The sequence below is a fragment of the Dongshaea marina genome, assembly GCF_003072645.1.
Taxonomy (GTDB): Bacteria; Pseudomonadota; Gammaproteobacteria; order Enterobacterales; family Aeromonadaceae; genus Dongshaea; species Dongshaea marina.
In genome coordinates this window covers 3,671,119-3,687,044 of the sequence record NZ_CP028897.1, presented here as the reverse complement: position 1 = coordinate 3,687,044, position 15,926 = coordinate 3,671,119, and the positions used below count along the sequence as shown (strand labels likewise).

Here is a 15,926-nt window from a genome sequence, read left to right as displayed (position 1 = left end):
AGCGGGCTCCCTGTGGTTGTCGGAGTGGATTTGATTGAGTCTTATAGGAAGTTCAGAGACAGGGTCAGGTTGAAAGAGTCAACATGTCTGCCAGCTAAGTTGTAGTTGGTGTAGTTTGCGCCAAGGGTGAGGGGGCCAAAGATTTCATAATCGGCACCCACGCCATACATGAAATCAGTACCATTATCATTTTTATAATCAGGGTTATTGTCTGATTTCAGATCCCAATAGTGGGCGCCCCCTTTGGCATAGAGCTGGACTGGACCGATATTAATGCTTGGCTTGAGTGCGGCGTACCAGGAGTCAGCGGAAACATCCCCATTAGCAAAGCTGAAGTTACCATGATTGGTGTAACCTCCCTCAACCCCGATAAAAGGTAAAATACCAGTGCCAACATGGGCACTGTAGGAGGTCGCATCTTCACTGCCGAGACTGGAGCGGCCAACCGAAACACCACCATAAAGAAGGGAGTCAGCGTAGGCCGACGTTGTACTGCCTATTCCAATAAGAGCCAAAGCAATCAGCGTCTTTTTCATTTTTTTTCCTTATTTATTTGTTATCGAGATCTATGACCGGACAACTCTTACCGGCGCTATATTTCTGGCGGGTCTGCAATCCAGACTCTGTTGACGTTTCAGGCTTGCCACTGCCCTTCGGTTGCGTCTGAAAAAGCCCTGTTCATTGTTGTTCATCACTTATTTAGAGCAACTAAACCGCGTGATTGTGTCGCGAACAGGCCATTTACAGGGGCAACAGGTTCAAAATTGGATACGTCAACAGAGCCTAAGATGATACACAGCTTAAGCTTGTCATTTCAAAAGCATGATCCAATTGAGGCGTAATTTGCGTCTGGATGACGCAGCTTTTGTCACAAGCTTATCAAAGTAGATCAGATGTCGATAATGGATCTTTAATCTTCCCGGGGCTTATACCCCGGGTTGATATTTCCGGGCCCTTTGAGCCCGGCGATTAAATGGAATTAATCGAGAATGATGTGGGGAATATAGCGGGAGAGATCCTGGGTGATGAGCCCGGTATCTTCACGAAGGGCGATCCCCACCGGCTCGTCATTGACCAGCCAGCTGCCGATAAGCGCATAGTTATCCCCAAACTTGGGAAGGGGATGATAGGCCTGGATGATCATCCCCTCTTCACCATAGGGGCCGTCGCTTTGCGCCAGGGACTGACCATCACGGCTGATCTGGATATTGGCTCCTTCGCGGGAGAACAGCGGCTTTCGCACAAAGCTTGAAAGTTCACTGCACTTGGGATCATCGGCAAAGTAAGCCGGTAGCAGGTTTGGATGCCCCGGAAACATCTTCCATAGCATCGGCAGCAGCGCCTTGTTGGAGAGCACCGACTTCCACATCGGCTCCAGCCAGTTAACGCCGGCGGTTGCCAGGTTTTCTGCATAGGCTTCGCGGAACATAAACTCCCAGGGATAGAGCTTAAACATCCACTCGATCACCTGATCCCGGGTATCGGTAAAGTAGCCACCCTCACCCAGGCCGATCTCTTCGACATAGACAAAGCCGGTTTCCAGGCCCGCTTCATCGGCACAATCTTGCAGATACTGGACGGTTCCACGATCCTCTATGCTGTCCTGACAGCAGGAAAAATAGAGACGTTGCCCGGGATACATGGGTTTGAGCTCCCTGAAGCGGCGGATCAATGCCTCCTGCAGCAGGTTGAATTGATCGGCATCGCGGCGCACTCGCCCCAGGTTGACGTTATCTTCCAGCCACAACCACTGCCAGAACCCTGTTTCATAGAGGCTGGTGGGGTGTCGGCATTGTTCTCATAGAGTTTGGCCGGGCCCTGACCATTATAGGCCAGATCGAGTCGGGAATAGAGTGAGGGATCGCCACGTTGCCAGGAGTCATAGACCTGCTGCCACATCATGGATGGGATCTGGAACTTCTCCAACCACTGCTCGTCGCGGACCACGGTATTGACCACCTCCAGGCACATCTGATGTAGCTCGGCCGTTGGATCTTCAAGCTCCTGCTCTATCTGCCTGAGGCTGAACTGATAGTAAGCGGTCTCATCCCAGTAAGGTTCGCCATACATAGTATGAAAGCCAAATCCGAGCTCCTTGGCCTGATCCCGCCAGCGAGGACGTTCGGGATTATCGCGACGAAACATCAGCCCCCCCAACCATGGCTGCTGGAACGACTACTTCCCCAGCTACGACTGCTGCCCCAGCTTGACTTTGCTGAAGCCGTGGAGCCGAAGCCACCCCGGGAGATGGTTCGCACCGCCTTGGGTTTAGGATGCCACACCTCACCGGATTTATGGGTGGTGGTGGTTCGATAGCTGCCCCCTGGATTAAAAATAGTGGTTCCCATCGAGTGGCGCCGATAAGCCGGGGAGTAGTTGTAGTCGTAACCAAAGCGTCCCCAGTTATAGACCCGGCCAAACATGAAGCCTGCCATCATCGGCATAAACCAGCCACCTGAGGGGATTGGACACAGCTGTTGTCACCAAAGTCGGCGGCACAGGCCGCCATATTCTGGTATTTCGGGGCGGTTTGCGCGGCCTCGGCCAGTGCCTGCTTATAAGCAAGCTCGCACTGCTGCATCTGATCCGGATACTGATCGCTGCAATCATTGACCGATTGGAAGTACATCGGCTTTTCACTGTCACAGGCGGTGAGCAATACCGCACTGGCGACGGCCAGGCTGACCGGCGCCAAGGCAAAGCGGCGTCTCTCACCGATGCGCCGCAGGGAGATCTTCTTGCTGCGTTTCATGGCTCCTCCTAGTAGGACATACAGGCTGCATTGAGCAGTCCTACACACAGGGAGACCGCGGCTAACACTATGCCGGCTGAGATCTCGGCATTGTTGATCCGCTCGATGAGCTTAGGCATCAGGCCAAAGCGCACAATGGCAAAGGCGATGAGCTGAGCAATCAGGGCCACCACCGCCCACACAATAAAATCCACCACATTCACCGAGTTCTTCGCGGCCCCGGCAATCGCGACGCTATACCCCAGAATGGCCCCCGAGAAGGCGATCGCCGCGGCGGTATTGCGATCCTCTTTGATGAGCTTCCACTCATCATAGGGAGTGATGATCACATAGATCCATTTGAACAGGAGCAGGAAGACAAGAGACAGAACAAAGTAGGCTGCAAAAGGAGCGATTCCAGCCAGAGAGTGAGCAAGCATCTGCATTATTATAAATCTCCAGGTTATCCAATCACGCTAAAATCAACCGGTCCCAGGTTGATACCGGTACTGAGTACCAGGGCGCGCTCGGGTTGGTTTTGATAAAATTTTTCTTCGGCTGAGATCAGCACAAATTCCGCCAGCTCATCATCGGCCTGGCGCTCATAGAGCATCATGAATTGATCGGTCTCGCTACGGGTGCCATCCTCGCTCCAGGTATGTTCGGTGACGGCCACCGGACGGGTGTTAGGCCAGGTCGGAGAAAAACTGTGTCCCTCAAGCTGCCAGTTTGGCTTGACGATGCCGCTTTCCAACAGATCTTCCCACTCGCTGGCTTCATCGAGGGGCCGGGTATCGTAGTAGTACCACAGTTTCACATCCACCACATGGGCATCGGTATTGCCACCCTGGAGCAGCACCTGAATAAAGCCATCATCATCGGTGTAAAAGCGCAGCAGCCGTGATGATTCATCCAGTCTGACCTCGCCGACCGCCTGGATCAGCTGCTTGGAGCTGGCTCCTTCGAAGATGAGCTTGGGTTCGATGAGCTTTAGCCGCAACGCATCCAGCTCGATGGCGCCCCCCAGGCGTAGTCCCAGGATCTCCGGGACCTTAGGGGTTGGATTATTTTTTTTCTTCTTAAACAGATCAAACATTGAGTTTGCTCCAATCGATATCCACAACCCGCTCATCGGCGATATAGAAGAGTAATGAGCCCGGCAGGATCGGCTCTTTCAGACCCGGGTTGACCAGCATGCTGCCGTTATTTTTAAGCCCGATCAGGGTTGCATCATAGTGCTCCTTGAATCCCATCAGCAGGGCGCCCAGGGTGGTGGCCGGCTGCTCCCTGGGGTATTGCACCGAGTACTGGGTCATCCCGGTGTGGGTATTAAGCAGTTCATGAATAAGGGCGCTGGAGCCTGGATCGATGGCGGCCTTGGCCAGCATCTCCACGGCAACCGAGGGGACCGACTCCACATTGGGGCAGTGTTGTTTTAAAAGCTCGCTGAGAGCCTCATCCTTAAAGTGGGCCAGCAGATGTGCCTGAGGGTTAAGGCTCACACAAAACAGAGCCGCCGACAGGGTCATATCATCTTCCGGGTTGTCGAGAATGATGCAGGAGGCATCGCGGATCCCGGCTCGCTCCATCTCATCGGCATTGGTAAAGCTTTCAACTTTAACAAAGTCAATTTCATCGGGGAGCGGGTTTTGAATATCCTTTAATACGCAAAGGACGATTCGACGCCGATTCCGCTCTTCTCGGAGCAGCATCCTTAGCAGACGCAGGGTACGCTGTCCATTCCAGCCGACAACGATCACATGGTCTTTGATCTTCAAGGTTCGTTCTCCTAATAATCCGCGCTGCCAGTGATGCACCACCCAGGCGGCGATCCGTCCGACACAGGCGGCAAAAAGGCCCAGTCCAAAAGGGATCACCAACAGAGCAACCAGCAGCCGGCCGATCTCAGTGGTCGGGGAGAGATCCCCATAGCCCACGGTGGAAGCGGTCACAACCAGCCAATACAGGTAACCGGGTATAGATTGAGTGAGTTGTTGTTCACCTGCGCTGACCAGCAGGAGCCAGATCACCAGGGCATAGAGCAATACCGCCAGCAGCAGGTTGCGCCCCGTGGTCAGCTGATAGACTCGACTTCTGACCCAGCGTTTGAGCAAGAGCCAGACTGTCATTATTTGTTTCCGAGGATCCGTGCCAGCTCATCTTCGGCTGAGCTTGTGCCACCAGAAGAGATCCCGGCCTGCTGCAGTTTTTTCTCCAGGGCATCCCCGGACTCTTCGGCCGCCTGCTCGGCGGAGGCCTCCAGCTGTGCCTGACGCTCCGCCTGCTTTTGCTTGATCCGATCCAGAGACTCGACCGCGGTGCGCATCTTAGCATTGGCCCCGACATTGCGTGAGGAGACGGCGGCCTGGGCTTTCTGTACGGTTTCGGTAGCCTTGACAATATCCAGCTGCTGCTCGAGCTGTTTAAGCTTATCTTTGGCCTGAGCGATGTTATTGCGCAGGGTCTGCTCCGACTGAGCAAACTGCTCCCGGTATGCCTGTTCACCCTCCATCTCACCCTTGAGCTTGCCAACACGTTGGGCACACTCCAGGGCCAGCTGTTGTTCGCCTTTGGCGACGGCCTGACGGGCGTGCTCCTCATACTCGCCGATGCTGCTCTGCAGGGCATCAACCTTCTGCTGGGCCATCTTGCCCTTTGCCATGATGCTCACCAGAGATTCATCCGAGCGGCGCAGCTCCTCTTTGGCCTCGCGGATCTCCTGCTCCAGGATCCGCAGCGCCTGGCTGTCGGCGATACTCTCTGCGGTTTCGTTCACCCCGCCCTTGATGGCGGTAAAAATCTTGCTCCAAACACTCATGGGTTAGGCTCCTGCTAGGTAATCTTGATAAAACTCGACAAAGGCTTCGACGTTATTGAACAGCGCTGCAACCTCAATGGAGATACTCTCCAGCTTGGATTGGGCCGACAGGGCACCAAAGGCGCTGTAATACTCATCACCATTTATGGTGGAGATGCCAACGGTCGACAGCGGGAACAGCTTATGGGTCCTTAGAACCGTGGCATTAAAGGCATTTGGATCCTTGACTGCAGTGACGGGAAACAGCAGGCTCTCGATCAGGATCTGCTCTCCGGAAACCGCCAGAAAGGCCTCAAGCCCCTCGTTGTTATCGATCACCAGGGTATCCTGCTCCTGTGAGATGCTCCACTCCGGGTGCTGCTCAGCCAGGTAATCTCTGATTTTCAGTTGAAGTTCTTCCATCGTTGATTCCTTCTTCAAGTTCCTTGGTTTTTTCACACTGCCTATAGTGTCTGGAAATAGCCGGGATGAAAAGTGTTTGCGGAGAACTCACATGCAATTTCACTCGAGTCGCTGCAGATTCATTCACTGGAATCTGCTTGAGGTAGATTTTATGAGCAACTCCGGGCACAGAGGAGGGATCTCTTATGGATAAGTTAACTTAGGGGAATGACCCATTTGAGGCTTGATGGCATTGGGCTAGCATGGTTAGAAGGATTCATGGCTTAGCCATGTTTTCGATTTTCAGGGAGGAAAATGATGATTGAAATATTTTTAGCACACTATCAGCGTTCAACGGCTCGAAATAGCCAGGCAATTAGTCAATATGATGAGCTAGTAGAGGCTTTTTCTACGCTGTTACCCTATAGAGTAAGTCGAATTGAGCTTAATTATGTTATTAGTGATTTACTCTCTATTTGTGAATATTGGGAGGTAAAATCATGAATGGGACACCTATCGGGTCGGAAAGCAATTAAATGGGATTTAAGTTTAATCATACATAATATAAGAAAACAAGTTATGTAAGATTAATAAGGATGTAGAATGTATAAAAATATTTTGATCTACATTGATCTTGAAAAAGATAACGAACAACTCATATCTAAAGCAATTTCGGTTGCCCGGGTATACCAAAGCAAGGCGTCACTGGTCCATGTTTACCCCTGTATAGATAGCCCTGCTGGTGCTGGCTTTCCTGTTGCGGTACAGTTCGATCCTAATATCTATATTCCCTTTGAGATAGACGATAAAGAGCAGAAAATGCGAGATTTAGTATCCTGTGCTAAGTTTGAATTCGAGCATCAAATGATTGTCTCGGGAAGAGTGAGTGATAAAATACCTCAGCTTATCAATAAGTTTAACTTTGATCTTTTAATCCACTCTCATTATTCTGGGCTCTTTGATTTTCTTTTTTCAACCGCGAGTAAATTACTGAATCATGTCTCATGTGATCGTCTTGTTGTCCCGGTTCAACCTAAAAAGTCAGAGCCAACATTTTAGGTTTTATGATCTGAATTAAGTTACTTTCAGTCCGATGAGGGAGCTAACATCGACGGTGACGTTTCAGATCCGTTGTTTATCCTGGGATGTCCTGATTTCAAGGTTACCGGGCTTGTGCCGCAGGGATGCGGCAGCAGAGGTTTCAAGGTAGAGATACCGAGCTGGTAGATAAGGAATGATTGTCTTGCCAGCAAAGACTCCAGGGACAGATTTACACAGTTTCTTAGTGAGATTTAAGGCCGGTGCCCACAAGGAATCAAACACCCTCAATAATCTTCAGGGGATCACAGATGGATCCCCTTTGGCTGGTTATAGGAGTTGTTTGATCTGATCGATCTGGGTGAGTAACTCCTGCATATGCTGCGCTTCGATGAAGGGGCTCATCGGGTAGGATTTAAGGGCCAGGATCGGGATCCCCTGGGGAGTCGTTTGGTAGCTCTGGGTGAAAGAGATCAACGGTCCCCCATCCCGGGTCGACTGCTGGAATAACAGCTCGGCGATCCTGCGGTTATAGTCGTTCACCTCCAGAGTCTGCTGCTTTGTTAGCTCACCGGATTGCTCAAGCCTGAATAGCTCGCGTCCACCCTGGCTGCCAAATAGCGGGGGATAGATCCTAAAGTTGGTGACAAAGGCGGGGTTTTGCTCATTTAATACCGCCATCTCCCGACGCGAGGCGATTTTTTGTCTCAGCTGGTGGGCCGTCTGCAGCAGGTGGGTCAGCAGCTGGCGGTATCCGGCCTTTCCCAGAAGCAGCATGTTGGCCAGAGCCTTGAGGGCATAATTAGGCCGTGAGCTTTCCAGGGTAAAGGTTCCGGGCTGATGGCCTTCATCATGGTAGAGATAGGGCATCTGAGCCTTGGACTTGGCAAGACTCAGCAGATCAGCTTCATCTTTGACCATCAGCAGGCTACAGATATAGGGGGCCCAGCCGGTCTTGTGAAAATCGATGCCGATAGAGTCTGCCAGCTTAAGCTCGGTGATGGCGTTGCTAATGGCCAAAACCCCGCTTTGAAGCTCTTTTGGCAGCTTTGCAATGCTTGCTTGATCAAAGGTGAGGTAAGGCCAACCGATGACGGCGTCGGCATGCAGATGGATTGAGTAGCCCACACGCTTTTCAAATTTAAGCTTTAACTGATGCATCTCTTGCAGGGGATCCAGGGCAAAGGCATCTGTGGTTCCCATGGTGGCGAACAGGGTACCAATCCTGGCTCCTTCAGCTATACTCGCTTCCATCGCTCTTTCCAGAGCATCAATATCCAGGGTGTTATCCAGATGACAGGGGATGGGGCGAATATTATCCAGCCCGATACCACTCCACATTGCGGCCGACTTAATACTGTAGTGGGAGTGTTCAGAGCAAAACAGCTGAACCTTCTGATGCAGACCCTGCTGCTTGGCGTTTGGGCATGCCTTCTCAATACCGATCCGGGTAGCGTAAAGATTACAGCCGCTGCCACCAAAGGTGAAAAGCCCTGAGGCCGCGGTTTTGGAGTAGCCGATGAGATCGGCCATCATGGCAACGGCCATTACCTCGGCGCGGGCTGCGCTGATTCCAAAGTAATCCCAGATACTGTTTTCATTGAAGCGGGCACTCAGTGCATCCGCGACCACAGACAGCGTTGAGGGAGGAGGGAGCACATTGGCCTGGGTCATCGGGTGCTCTAGCAGCGCGACTCCCTGGTAGAGCTCCAGCAACAGATCCAATACCTTCTGCTCATCGCTCAGCGATTCAGGAAAATGACTCTGAGCCGCAAGCTCCTCATAGTCAGTGGATTCATATTGGCCAATCCGTGTGCCGTGGCGCTGCCCATCCAGGATTTTCAGGGCGTATTCCAAAAGCTGGCTAATTCGGTTGTCATGGGTTTGTGGGGACTGAAAAAACTGTCTAATTTGCTGTTGTGTTGTCATGTTCGGCTCCCTGCCAGGTTATTTCCTCCCGTACCTCTGGGGCTGAATTCTTTGTTCAGATGAGCCAGCAGAGCGGCTATCTGGTTGCCTCCCTGATTAAGCAAAAAGCCAGCCTGAACAGCTAATTTATTGAAAATATTTGTTTTTATTTCCGTTATTGCCAGGTTTGGGGATATGTTTTCCGGTTTTTTCCCAACTGCCTGAATTTTGACGAGTTGCATCCGAGCCCTGAGTTCAATTTCAATCACTTGATTAATTAAATCAAATGATTTAATTTGTGCCTCATTAGTTTGGTTGTGACCTTATGATGAGTTGAAGAGTTCGGAGACGAAGATGCTGACTGGCAACAGATATTTCAGGTGGAGTGTGGGGGCCGCGATGGCCTTACTGGCGTCGCTTTTGACAGGTTGTGGCACGGGGCAGCCAAGTGCACAGGGCTATGTTGAGGCGGACTTGACCTATGTTTCCAGCCCGGTTAGTGGTCAGCTCACTGCTCTGCCCGCAGTGAAGGGGGAGCTGGTCAAAGCAGGTCAAACCCTGTTCGAGCTTGATAGTCAGCCGCTGCACTATAAGCAGCAGGAGGCTTTGGCTAAGTTGGCACAGGCCCAGGCTACCCTTAGGGATCTGAAGGCGAGTAAACGGGCTCCGGAGATCGCAAATCTCAGGGCACAGCTCAATGAATCTCAGGCTAAGGCGCGTTATGATCAGGCGAACTATCAGCGGGCCAAGAGCATGTATCAGCGTAAGCTGATCTCATTTCAGGAGTATCAGCAGCAACAATCGGCTGCAGAGCAGAGTCAGGCCGCCGTTGCTGCGCTCAAGGCACAGTTAAAACTGTCCGAGCAGGCAGTGGGTCGCCAGGGACAGCTCCAGTCGGCACAAGCATCGGTCAAGGTGGCCCAAAGTGAGGTCAAACAGGCCAGTTGGGATCTGGCTCAGTCACAGATCCAGTCGCCGGATAATGGATTCATCTATGATCGTTATTATCAGAGGGGGGAGCAGGTGCAGGCCTATTCACCCGTGGTTTCTGTCTTGGTGCCATCTCAAATCAAACTGATCTTTTATGTCCCGGAAACTGAGCTTAGTGATCTTCAGCTCGGTGAGGCGGTTCACTTTCGCATCGACCACTCCCACAAAGATTACCTGGCTCATGTCAGCTATATCTCACCCAAGGCCGAGTATACACCGCCGGTGATCTACAGCGAGCAGACCCGCTCCAGCCTGGTTTATCGCATCGAGGCCAAGCCCGTGCTCACCAAAGAGCAGTCCTGGCATCCGGGGCAACCTATCAGTGTCATCTTGTAAGGAGTCATGATGAGTACTCAGGATTGGGTGATCGATGTGAGTGGGATCACCAAGAGTTTCGATGGCCGACGGGTGGTCAATGATGTGGCCCTCAAGGTTCAACGAGGAGATGTTTATGGTTTTCTTGGACCCAACGGCTCGGGGAAAACCACCACGATTCGGATGCTGTGTGGCCTGATGACACCGGATGCCGGACAGGGGAGCTGTCTTGGCTATGATGTGTTGGAGCAATCTGAAGAGATCAAGTGCCGGGTGGGTTACATGACCCAGAAGTTCTCCCTGTATGAGGATCTCAGTATTGAGGAGAACCTGGATTTTATCGGGCGCCTGTTTGATGTTGACCGTCGAAAACAGCGGGTTGCTGGAGCCATCGAGCGCCTGGGAATCGGTCGGCGGCGTAAAAAGCAGCTGGCGGGAAATTTATCGGGTGGCTGGAAGCAGCGACTGGCGCTGGCAGCGGCGACTATCCATGAGCCTGAGCTGTTGCTTTTGGATGAGCCGACGGCTGGGGTCGATCCCACCGCTCGTCGTGACTTCTGGGATGAGATCCACCGGCTCTCCGATCAGGGGATCACCACCTTGGTGAGTACCCACTATATGGATGAGGCCGAGCAGTGTAACAAGCTGGCCTACATCGCCTATGGCAATATGCTGGTCAATGGAAGTGTTCGGGAGGTGATAGACAAGGCTGGCATTGAGACGCTGGAGGTGACGGGTGAGGGGTTACGCGAGCTGAGTACTCGCTTGCAGCAGATCCCTCAAGTACTCCAGGTCGCAACCTTTGGTCAGAAGCTTCATGTCAGCGCTAATCGAGGATCCGGGTTGTTGCAAAGGTTGCAGGCGGTCGCCGGGGATGGCTTTACGTTAAGATCGATCCCCCCGGGATTGGAGGATGTCTTCATGCACCTGATGCAGACTCAGGAGGATAACTTCTCATGACTCAGCAAATTGCACTCTATCTGCGGCGCTTGTGGGCGATCGTTATCAAGGAGTTTTTACAGCTCAAGCGTGATAAGGTTACCATCGCTATGGTGCTCGGGATCCCGGTACTCCAGCTGATCCTGTTTGGTTATGCGGTAAACACCAACCCTAAGCAGCTGCCGACCATAGTGGTCACTCAGGATCAGTCGCCCCAGGTGCGAACTCTGATCACCGCCATGGAGAATACCAACTATTTTAAAATCGTCTCCACCGATGGCTCCCTTGCGCAGGCCCAGCAAAGTCTGGCCCGGGGGGATGCCCTGTTTGTGGTTGAGATCCCCGCAGGCTTTACCCATGAGATGATTGCCAAAAAGCGCCCAGAGATCCTGGTGGTGGCGGATGCCTCGGATCCCGGCTCGACCGGCAATGCGGTGAATACCCTGGAGCAATTAGCGAGCCAGGTGTTTGATGAGTCCTTCTCACGGGATGGATTGGGCTATCTCAATCCCAAGGCCGAGCCGTTTCAGCTCATCGTGCATCAGAAATATAACCCGGAGCAGAAGACTCAATACAATATAGTGCCGGGTCTGATGGGGGTCATTTTAACCATGACCATGGTGATGGTGACTTCCCTGGCGATTACCCGTGAGCGAGAGCGTGGCACCATGGAGAGCTTGCTGGCGACACCGGTGCGGCCACTGCAGGTGATGATAGGTAAGATCATACCCTATCTATTGGTAGGTTATATCCAGATGGCACTTATCTATATCTCAGCCATAGTGCTGTTTGCGGTTCCGATGCGCGGCAGCTTGTGGATGCTGGCTCTGGCTGGGCTACCTTTCATCGCGGCAAATTTGATGATGGGGATCACCTTTTCGACCCTGGCAAAGAACCAGCTACAGGCGATGCAGATGACCTTCTTCTTCTTTTTACCATCGATCCTGCTTTCCGGTTTTATGTTCCCATTTTTGGGGATGCCGCAGTGGGCTCAGTGGATTGGTGAGGTACTGCCTGTCACCCATTTCCTGAGGGTTGTGCGGGGATCATGCTCAAGGGCAACGGGTTTATTGAGCTATTGCCCCAACTATGGCCCATCCTCGCTTTTATGCTGGTGGTGGGGGTGATTGGCCTGACCCGCTATCGGCAGACCCTGGAGTAGCCTTGTCAGGTGACTAGGACTCTCAAACCTGAGCTCTGGTTGCCACAGAGTGTGTTTCCTGAAAAGATAGCTTGAGGAAATTTAGAAGGAGAAAGAGATGAAAATTCAGGACTCACAGCTTGAGCTTAGCGGGCAGCAGGTTTTGGCGCTGGAACGCCTTAAGGAGCTGGCGATGCAGCGTCGCTGTTTTGGTGAATTGGCGATTAACCTGTGGCATCACAGGTTTCGTTGTGATCTCCACTCCTGCATCAATGCTCTGAGCCAGGAGACTGATAACCGCTTATCCGAGGCTCTTTATCTGATGTTGGATCTTGCCCGCCAAGGGATCAAATCGAACCAATATTTGGGAGATGAGTTCGCCGAGGGGCTGATCGAGCGCTGGGAGCTTCATGATTAGGTAGTGTTTCACATCTGTTGTTGATGTCTGATTTCATGTCTCACCAACACGGTGTGTATCCTTCCATGGAACCTCTGCTGCCGCATCCCTGCGGCAGAAGGTTGGTGACCTTGAAATCAGTACACCTTTGTATGAGCAATGGATCTGAGACATAACCCATGATTAATATAATCAAGCTCAGATAAAAGGATTATTATTCCGCTTAAGGTGAATAATAATCCCTTTGGCTATTTATATATTGGCGAGCTATCAAAATGCAGTGACGCCACTAATTTATATTTTTGTCCCTATTTTTCTGTTTTTGGAAAATCAGATCCTCAGTTGTCTTGAAAACCAGTTAAAACTTCTTCAGCATGCATGGCGGATATTGAGCTTATCCTAAATATCTATTCCAAATCGTAGATTACTGGGGCGGTAGTTGAGTTGTGAATAAGCTGGGCCTCTGCGTCATGGATGACCAGATGAAGTTTCCATGGGTGGATTCATAGCGTGTCTACTGGCACACATCAACAGATGTAGCATGAATAGGACAGCTATTTAGAGATATCAATATCTTCAATCTCACTATGAAAAGTCAGTTTAAGACATATTCGGCACAATAAAAAATGCAGAAGCAATATGTCAAAGCGGCAGAGTTGCTCGCATGACTATTTGCCCGACCTAACTTACAAATCATTCATATTTGAGATCTTGATCATAGAAATAATTAAAACAATCAAGGATTGAACCATGTTGTCTTTAAAAAAACTCTCTGTGCTACTGTTATTATTTCTCACCAGTCTCCCTGTGTTTGCTAAACAAACACTCTTTGTTGAACCCCAGGCGATGCAGGAGCCGATCCTCAATTTGATCCATCAAAGTCGTCGGCAAATCGACGTGGTGATCTATCAATTTACCGATCCCGTGCTGATCCAGGCCTTAGGTCAGGCAGAGCAACGTGGGGTAAAAGTTCGGGTGCTCTTTACCTCGCGGACTCATGGGGACTACAGCTCGGTCACGGCTGCTATCAAATCATTTCGAGACGAGGGGGTTGAGGTGAAAACCAGTAATCCGGACTTTACCTATACCCATCAAAAAACCTTTATTTTTGATGATCAGCAGGCTCTCATCAGTACCGGAAACATGACATTTGATCACTATCCGAACACCCGTAATTTCATGGTGCTGACCGATGAGCGTGAGCAGGTCAAGCAGATAGCGGCCGTCTTTGAAAAAGACTGGTTGCATCAGCTCCCAAGCCTGAGCCCAGAGGCGCTGTCCCGGAGCCAGCTGGTATGGAGCCCGATCAATGCCGATTCTTCACTGGTCCGTCTCATCGACAGTGCCAGCTCCAGCCTGGATATCTACGCTCTTGAGATGACAGATCCGGATGTAGTATCAGCCCTCTACCGGGCTCTGGATCGGGGTGTCAGGGTCACCATCATTGTGAGTAAAGACCCATTTTCCTGGAGCCGGGATTGTCTGCTGAGCCTCTATGATCAGGGGGCGAAACTGCAGATCCTCGGAGATGACTCTCCGTTTATTCACGCCAAAGCGATCCTGGCTGATTCTCACAGGGCGTTTATCGGTTCAGAAAACTTTACCAGCAACTCTTTGAATAAAAATCGCGAGCTTGGGATCATCACAGCCGATCCCGGAGTGATTGAGACACTTGCCTCAACCCTGAAGCAGGATATGGCGGCACCTCATTATCCGGTTAGTGAGCTGGTGAGTGGGCAGCAGCCGATGGCGCTGAATTAAAGGATATTGAATGTCCCAGCCGAGCCAGCTAGCGCTGGCTCATACTGATCCTGAAAGATTATCCTTACCCTGATAGATTTAACAGGCTGGGAATAAAAATTAAGCAAAACTGATAGTTAGCTGTCCATACTTAGATGTATGATTGTTCCAGCTGAAGCTTGAAAGCTTCTTGCGACAGACATGTGAAGTGCAGTGGTACATGGGAAGTACGACGGAGCAATAGGATGATGACAAAGGATACTGTGAGCACGCATACGGGGCTGTCTGTTCAGGATCAGCTTTGGGATATTCACCAACCTGGATTTCGTATCCAGGATCTCTATTTCAGTACCAGCTCCAATCAACGCGATGTTTGGCTCAGCCGAGAGAGCCAAACCTACTGCTATCTGGTCACCATTACTCAGATCAAGCCCGATCGTCTCAAGGGTAGGGTGGAAGTGATTATCCCTGGGATCAATTATCGCCGCTCAGGCACAGAGGGGAGCCCGCTACCTGAAGATGAAGGGAAGTTGGTCGAGTTCAGGCCTGCGGAGATCATGGAGATTCTGGAGCCTATCACTCGCAACTAATAAGCCCCTTGCCCAAATAACAGTTAAGTCACCTGGTCGTTACGATTTTTGTCCATGATGACTCCTTTGGCTTGCCTTTCGCCTTCGGTGCCATACCTTGGGCAGCTTACCCTTATTCCCGATACCGGTGGCTGGCAGATTGGGGATTTGAATGACTTCACTCTTATAGCATCCGGACTCCATTCCCGGGCTGCAATCAAGGGGCTTAAAGGATACACTTAGGGGTGTTTTCAGCATCACAGGGGAATCATTGATGAAAGGATTATCTGTAGCGGGCCCACATCTCGGGGCTCTGCTGGTAGCCGCCGGGGCCCTATTCATTGGAGGATGCGCCTCTAACCCACCCGATAGTAACCAGCTGCTGGGGCATTTCACTGCCGCTTCCTCCTTTGATGTCCGGGGTCTTGATTACGATAAGCTGGCTGCCAACCGCTCTCTGGTCACAGGCAAGGCCTGCTATGAGGTTGATCCTAAGACCCTTGCTTATCTACGGGGACCCAAAGAGAATGTGATGCAACGGGCGATGGATAACGCGATCCGTAACGGCCAAAAGCAGGGGATTGATGGCGATCTCCTGGTCAATGTGCGGGTTGAGCAACGAACCGAGCATCGCACGGTAGGAGGCTTTTTCAAGAGTGAAAAGCGCCGGGAGTGTGTCTTTGTTTCGGGCGAGTTGGTGGAGCTAAAAGAGCCGTCAACCCCGGCTCAAACCAAGAAGGCCACCAAGGCACCTGTGAATCAGGAAGTGGCGGTTAAACCAGCACCGGCCATTAAGCCAGAAGTGGTGCCAGCCAAGCCTGCTCCCGCACCTGTCAAGCCAGCACCTGCCCCAGCGGACCAGGCAACAGCGCCATCTGCTCAGGGTGCAGCCAAACCGGCTGAAAAACCTGTAGATGCACCTATCGTCAATAATCCCAGTTATCTATAGCTTCTGCGGT

General features: G+C 51.5%; 17 protein-coding genes and 2 pseudogenes. 9 read left to right on the top strand and 10 right to left on the bottom strand.

The annotated features are described in order from the left end of the window. Positions 1-41 precede the first annotated feature (41 nt). The 8 genes and pseudogenes from DB847_RS17260 to DB847_RS17220 form a co-directional block, all read right to left on the bottom strand. Entirely contained in the window at positions 42-536 is a 495-nt protein-coding gene (locus DB847_RS17260; RefSeq protein ID WP_108651819.1) for a porin, read from the bottom strand. A 443-nt stretch (positions 537-979) separates the two neighbouring features. Continuing rightward, positions 980-2,070, bottom strand: a pseudogene (locus DB847_RS17255) (glutathionylspermidine synthase family protein). Between the two features lie 74 nt (positions 2,071-2,144). After that, a pseudogene (locus DB847_RS17250) lies at positions 2,145-2,581 on the bottom strand (DUF1190 domain-containing protein). A gap of 179 nt (positions 2,582-2,760) precedes the next feature. Beyond that, entirely contained in the window at positions 2,761-3,177 is a 417-nt protein-coding gene (locus tag DB847_RS17240) for a DUF350 domain-containing protein (protein ID WP_108651816.1), read from the bottom strand. A gap of 17 nt (positions 3,178-3,194) precedes the next feature. Then, positions 3,195-3,827 carry a YjfK family protein gene (locus DB847_RS17235; protein WP_108651815.1) on the bottom strand — a complete coding sequence of 211 codons (633 nt, stop codon included), beginning with the start codon at positions 3,825-3,827 and terminating at the stop codon, positions 3,195-3,197. Further along, positions 3,820-4,860 carry a potassium channel protein gene (locus tag DB847_RS17230; protein ID WP_108651814.1) on the bottom strand — a complete coding sequence of 347 codons (1,041 nt, stop codon included), beginning with the start codon at positions 4,858-4,860 and terminating at the stop codon, positions 3,820-3,822. The genes DB847_RS17235 and DB847_RS17230 overlap by 8 nt, the downstream gene beginning before the upstream one ends. Further along, the gene (locus DB847_RS17225; RefSeq protein ID WP_108651813.1) at positions 4,860-5,549 is read right to left on the bottom strand and encodes a PspA/IM30 family protein; all 690 of its coding nucleotides are present in this window, start codon (positions 5,547-5,549) and stop codon (positions 4,860-4,862) included. The genes DB847_RS17230 and DB847_RS17225 overlap by 1 nt, the downstream gene beginning before the upstream one ends. Before the next feature lie 3 nt (positions 5,550-5,552). Beyond that, positions 5,553-5,951, bottom strand: a complete 399-nt coding sequence (locus DB847_RS17220; protein WP_108651812.1) for a DUF2170 family protein — start codon at positions 5,949-5,951, stop codon at positions 5,553-5,555. Between the two features lie 297 nt (positions 5,952-6,248). Between DB847_RS17220 and DB847_RS24490 the strand changes: the two genes are divergently transcribed. Together DB847_RS24490 and DB847_RS17215 are read left to right on the top strand one after the other, a co-directional pair. After that, on the top strand, positions 6,249-6,434 hold the full coding sequence (locus DB847_RS24490) for a hypothetical protein (protein WP_159084711.1): 186 nt from the start codon (positions 6,249-6,251) through the stop codon (positions 6,432-6,434). Between the two features lie 99 nt (positions 6,435-6,533). Beyond that, positions 6,534-6,989: a universal stress protein gene (locus tag DB847_RS17215; protein WP_108651811.1), complete on the top strand. Its 456-nt coding sequence runs from the start codon at positions 6,534-6,536 to the stop codon at positions 6,987-6,989. A gap of 309 nt (positions 6,990-7,298) precedes the next feature. On the opposite strand, the gene DB847_RS17210 is transcribed toward DB847_RS17215, so the two are convergent. After that, the gene (locus DB847_RS17210) at positions 7,299-8,897 is read right to left on the bottom strand and encodes a pyridoxal phosphate-dependent decarboxylase family protein (RefSeq protein ID WP_108651810.1); all 1,599 of its coding nucleotides are present in this window, start codon (positions 8,895-8,897) and stop codon (positions 7,299-7,301) included. Beyond that, complete coding sequence (locus tag DB847_RS17205; protein WP_159084710.1) at positions 8,894-9,118, bottom strand: hypothetical protein; 225 nt, start codon at positions 9,116-9,118, stop codon at positions 8,894-8,896. The genes DB847_RS17210 and DB847_RS17205 overlap by 4 nt, the downstream gene beginning before the upstream one ends. 157 nt (positions 9,119-9,275) lie before the next feature. Here DB847_RS17205 and DB847_RS17200 point away from each other — a divergent pair, with 157 nt between their 5' ends. The 7 genes from DB847_RS17200 (at position 9,276) to DB847_RS17170 (ending at position 15,916) form a co-directional block, all read left to right on the top strand. Further along, positions 9,276-10,202: an HlyD family secretion protein gene (locus DB847_RS17200; RefSeq protein ID WP_159084709.1), complete on the top strand. Its 927-nt coding sequence runs from the start codon at positions 9,276-9,278 to the stop codon at positions 10,200-10,202. A 9-nt stretch (positions 10,203-10,211) separates the two neighbouring features. Then, a complete protein-coding gene (locus tag DB847_RS17195; protein WP_108651807.1) occupies positions 10,212-11,141 on the top strand; it encodes an ABC transporter ATP-binding protein in 930 nt (309 codons plus the stop codon). After that, entirely contained in the window at positions 11,138-12,247 is a 1,110-nt protein-coding gene (locus DB847_RS17190) for an ABC transporter permease (protein WP_234418422.1), read from the top strand. Before DB847_RS17195 ends, DB847_RS17190 begins: the two co-directional genes overlap by 4 nt. 132 nt (positions 12,248-12,379) lie before the next feature. Next, positions 12,380-12,679 carry a hypothetical protein gene (locus tag DB847_RS17185; RefSeq protein WP_108651806.1) on the top strand — a complete coding sequence of 100 codons (300 nt, stop codon included), beginning with the start codon at positions 12,380-12,382 and terminating at the stop codon, positions 12,677-12,679. Between the two features lie 729 nt (positions 12,680-13,408). Beyond that, on the top strand, positions 13,409-14,419 hold the full coding sequence (locus DB847_RS17180; protein WP_108651805.1) for a phospholipase D-like domain-containing protein: 1,011 nt from the start codon (positions 13,409-13,411) through the stop codon (positions 14,417-14,419). 227 nt (positions 14,420-14,646) lie between these two features. Next, positions 14,647-14,988 carry a hypothetical protein gene (locus DB847_RS17175; protein WP_159084708.1) on the top strand — a complete coding sequence of 114 codons (342 nt, stop codon included), beginning with the start codon at positions 14,647-14,649 and terminating at the stop codon, positions 14,986-14,988. A 253-nt stretch (positions 14,989-15,241) separates the two neighbouring features. Further along, entirely contained in the window at positions 15,242-15,916 is a 675-nt protein-coding gene (locus DB847_RS17170) for a hypothetical protein (protein WP_108651803.1), read from the top strand. Positions 15,917-15,926: the final 10 nt, after the last annotated feature.